This window comes from Nocardioides sp. NPDC006273, assembly GCF_040613495.1.
Classification (GTDB): Bacteria; Actinomycetota; Actinomycetes; order Propionibacteriales; family Nocardioidaceae; genus Nocardioides.
In genome coordinates, this window is the sequence record NZ_JBEXSD010000128.1 from 1 (window position 1) to 1,747 (window position 1,747).

Consider the following 1,747-nt stretch of genomic DNA (forward strand, 5'->3'; position numbering starts at 1 on the left):
ACCCGCGCGTCTCGCGGTCCTCGGCGCTGGCCTCCAAGGCGACCGGCTACCCGATCGCCAAGATCGCCGCCAAGGTCGCGATCGGCTCGGCGGGATCAGTTGGTTTGAGCCGACTCGGGGATGAGCGGGGGACGCAGGCCGTTGACGGCTGGCGTGATCCGGCGCTCGAGCCGCATCGAGGCCGCGACGACTCCGACGCAGCCGACCACCATCAGTGCGATGAACACCGTCGACTGGCCGTGCTCCAGCAGGAAACCGGCCAGGACGGGGCCGATGATCGCTCCGGTCTGGAACGAGGCGGAGTTGATCGCGTTGTAGCGTCCGCGCAGATGATCGGGAGCCATGTCGTTGGTCAGGGCGGGGAAGGCCGACTGCATCAGCGTCTCGCCGAGAGCGAAGAACAGCCCCTGGAAGGCGATCACGCCGACGATGGCCGCCACGGAGCCCGGCACCAGGCCGGTCGCCCCGAACACCACCCAACCCACGGCCCAGATGCCGGCGGTGGCGATCAGGACCCGGGTGCGCCGTCGGCCGCTGACCCGGTTCATCACCCAGAACTGGGCGAGCACGATCACCGCGCAGTTGACCACGAACGCGAACCCGACGACCCGGGTCGAGACCTCGGCGATCTGACGCGAGTAAGCCGGGAACCCGCTCTCGATCTGGCCGTAGCCGAGAGTCGAGAGCAGCACTCCGATCGCCACCAGCCAGACGACCTCGGGACGACGCAGGATCGTGGCGTACGAGGCGGTCGCATCAGGTTGGTCGGCAGCAGGCCGCGCGGCGCGGCCGTGCAGATGACGCAGCGGGCCGAGCAGGACGAGGGCCGGGATCATGAAGGTGGCGGCGTTGCCGAGGAAGGCGTAGGTGAACGTCTCGGGACGGGTCACGTCGATGAAGAGTCCGCCGATGACGCCGCCGACGCCGATGCCGAGGTTGATCAGGGCGAAGTTCACCCCGTAGTAGCGCTGTCTGAGCTCACCCTCGACCACAGTGGCGACCAAGGCGTTGGCGGCGGGCCAGGAGACCCCGGCCTGGACGCCCAGAAGACAGAGGGCCGCCGCGGCGAGGATCGGGGTGTCGGCGAAGGCGAGCACGATGTCGCCGGCGATCGCGCAGACCAGGCCGCCGAGGATCACCGGGCGGGCGCCGTACTTGTCGATCAGGGTGCCTGCCGGCCCGGTGACCACGAAGCCGGTGATGGCGATCAGGCCCATCAGGGTGCCGGCGAGGCCGAGGTCGAAGCCGCGTACCTCATGCAGGTAGATGATCGTGAACGGCAGCGTCATGCCGCGGCCGAGGAGCTGGATCGCGACCGTCGCCAGGAGCCAGCGGCCTTCGCGTGGAAGTGCCGCTATGAAGTCACGGAGGCCGAGAGCGGGGGGATTGGACACTGCCCAATCTTCGCCTTTACCTGGAGCGGTGGCGAATGGTTTCTCGCGTCGTCGACATCGCTGGCCGGGCTATAGGTCCCGGCGCAGTTCTGCCCTTGGTCCCGACCGATCCGGGTCTGGCGTCCCGGGTCCGGATCGAACTTTCGGTGACCACTTCGTGGACGATAAGGGGTGCCAGTGCATGGTTTGGCCCCAAGACCGGGCTAACGTAATGCCCCGTGGGTGATGAAACTCGGTGGTTGAACGAAGAGCAGCAGCGCTCTTGGCGTGCTCTCATGATGGGGATGACCCTGCTCGACGACCGCCTGGACGCCGATCTGCGCGCCGGCTTCGACATCTCGCTCTCCGAGTAC

1 protein-coding gene and 1 pseudogene are annotated in these 1,747 nt (G+C 67.8%); one reads left to right on the forward strand and one right to left on the reverse strand.

Going from position 1 to position 1,747, the window contains the following annotated elements; genetic code table 11:
• Positions 1-77: pseudogene (locus tag ABZZ22_RS26955) on the forward strand (hypothetical protein); the annotation flags it as partial.
• A gap of 18 nt (positions 78-95) precedes the next feature.
• On the opposite strand, the gene ABZZ22_RS26960 reads toward ABZZ22_RS26955, so the two are convergent.
• Positions 96-1,394, reverse strand: a complete 1,299-nt coding sequence (locus tag ABZZ22_RS26960; RefSeq protein ID WP_354938638.1) for an MFS transporter — start codon at positions 1,392-1,394, stop codon at positions 96-98.
• Positions 1,395-1,747: the final 353 nt, after the last annotated feature.